This window comes from Parasphingorhabdus sp. (genome assembly GCF_049667325.1).
GTDB lineage: Bacteria > Pseudomonadota > Alphaproteobacteria > Sphingomonadales > Sphingomonadaceae > Parasphingorhabdus.
Genome location: NZ_JBATHY010000093.1, coordinates 1 through 1941 on the forward strand (window position 1 = coordinate 1; position 1941 = coordinate 1941).

The following is a 1941-nucleotide window of genomic DNA, read 5'->3' on the forward strand; positions in this document are numbered from 1 at the left end:
GGTCAGACTCATGCGGGTGCTTTGCCGAAGATGCCGGAGAGAGTCCAGCGGGTCGAAAGGACAGGGTGGACTGGGCTATATGTTCGATGTTTGTTCTTTTTGCGAGGGCGAGTTTTTTTGGAGGAGCGTGACGGGGGTCAAAGGTGATCGGTGCAAGCCTCGATATTTTACATGGCTATGAAATTAGCATATCATCAAAAGAAAACGAGTCGCATTGCTGATCATTTTTCGTGGGGCACGATGACTCGTTTTGTGAATTTCTCGATTTTGCTGATATTTTTGTCCGGCGCGCTGACCGGCTGTACAACTATAAATATGGTGCAGCAGGATGGTGTCGCAGCCACCGCATATCAGCAGAGCACGCATATCGGAATAACGCGCCTGCGGTTGCCAGCTAGCCAAGGTAATGTGCAGGCTGCGGATATCAAAACATTGGGTGTGGGTTGGCAGTCAGGTCCGTTTATCGGCTGGAATGCAAGCAATCTGGTCACTGCTGACCCATCCGAATGTCAGTTATTGATTGTAGTTCGGTCAGCCGCACAGGCGGAAAACGCCGCCAAAATAATTTCATCACTGGAGGGGCAAGATCCATGCATAGTCGATTATACGGAAAAATAGGGATTATGGGACTTATCGCGTTGACCGCGGGGTGTGTACAGGCGACCCGGCATAGCAACACGATGATATTCGGGACGAACACTACTCTAGGTTTCAAGGTTGGCCAGAACGTAAATCAGGTTCCGGAAATTATGCTCGCTTATGATCGGCAAGAAGCAGTGATTATGCCGTTGGTTGCGAATACGTCGGAATCCAATAGTGGTGGAGTGCTGAATCCCTGTAACTTGACTTCCGATATCGAAGTCTCGGGGGACGGCGAATACGCAGTTCATCCCTGTTCATTGGTCGCTTGGAACGGAAAAGCGCAAGACAGCTATTCGGTGTTAGCAAGTTTTGGAGCGGATTTCGGAGGTCAAGTCGGTGCAACGGAAGTTGAATCAAAATCGGGGCTTGCTCAATATTTCGCTACCGGTATCGCGGCGCAAATTCTCGCGGCAAAGGGCGGGGCCGCTCTCGTTTCCACAGGCGCTGCCGCCACAGAATCCGCAGTTCAGGATACGGATGTTTCTCTTGGCGCACTCTTCGGGAATGAAGCCGCCTTTAAGAGAGGAGTGGCGAACCTGAAAAACTACGATCAGTTCCGGTTGAGTCTGGTTGATGCAATTTCAAATACTGCAGATGATCGGGTTATGGAGCGAATTAACGCCTTTGAAGCCGTCGTACCCTCTAGGACCAAGCTTAGTCGACTGTGCGACTCTAAATCTAGCTGTGTGGCTCAGGTGTCTGCAAAAAAAGCTACAATTTTTAAAACTGCATATTCTCAAAAGGACAATCAAACCATTTTTGATGAAAAATTGAAATCTTGGGCATCAAACTAGCAGGGAGATCAGATATGCCGTCAACTATTGCATTTGCTACACAAAGTGCCGAGGAGGCGAGTAATTTTGTTGGTTCCCACAGTGATATGAAGCTGATTGTTGTTAAGTCCACCGATGTTTTGGAGTTGTGGAAAGACGGCGAAGAACAGGAGCCATGGTATAGCAATCCCGGAGGTGGGGCTGGAAACGATTGGATTCTTGTCATTGCTACCCATGATGAGGTTATTTTACCAAAGACTTCGCCCGAATAAGCTTGGGGTTAAGCAAGGGCTAATAGGACCAGGAATAGGGATATTGATGGTTCCGACCCGCCAATTATTCCGGTGGACTATCTCTCAAATAGCTTGCGGCTTAGCCAATTATCCCGCGTGTTCGATCAGTAATACAGATTATTGCGGTCAACCCTTGACCCGCCCGAAAACCGCCCGGTATATCTCGAAAAACCCGACCATCTCCGGCGATCTCTTGCTCTTCATGTCGCAGAAAAATTTGCGGTTCCAGCCCT

At 49.0% G+C, this 1941-nt stretch carries 3 protein-coding genes; all 3 read left to right on the top strand.

The features are described 5' to 3' along the window. Positions 1-171 precede the first annotated feature (171 nt). The 3 genes from WBM93_RS05110 to WBM93_RS05120 are packed head-to-tail and all read left to right on the top strand — an operon-like array spanning position 172 to position 1687. Positions 172-618 (top strand): hypothetical protein, encoded by a 447-nt coding sequence (locus WBM93_RS05110; RefSeq protein WP_424429049.1) that lies wholly within the window; start codon positions 172-174, stop codon positions 616-618. A gap of 5 nt (positions 619-623) precedes the next feature. Then, positions 624-1436, top strand: coding sequence for a hypothetical protein (locus WBM93_RS05115; RefSeq protein WP_424429052.1), 813 nt, complete (start codon positions 624-626; stop codon positions 1434-1436). Then, positions 1421-1687, top strand: a complete 267-nt coding sequence (locus WBM93_RS05120; protein WP_424429055.1) for a hypothetical protein — start codon at positions 1421-1423, stop codon at positions 1685-1687. The genes WBM93_RS05115 and WBM93_RS05120 overlap by 16 nt, the downstream gene beginning before the upstream one ends. The last annotated feature ends 254 nt before the right edge of the window (positions 1688-1941 follow it).

Coding starts and splice junctions, on each gene's coding strand:
- WBM93_RS05110 (WP_424429049.1), top strand. CDS start 172: ATGGCTATGAAATTAGCATATCATCAAAAGAAAACGAGTCGCATTGCT.
- WBM93_RS05115 (WP_424429052.1), top strand. CDS start 624: ATGGGACTTATCGCGTTGACCGCGGGGTGTGTACAGGCGACCCGGCAT.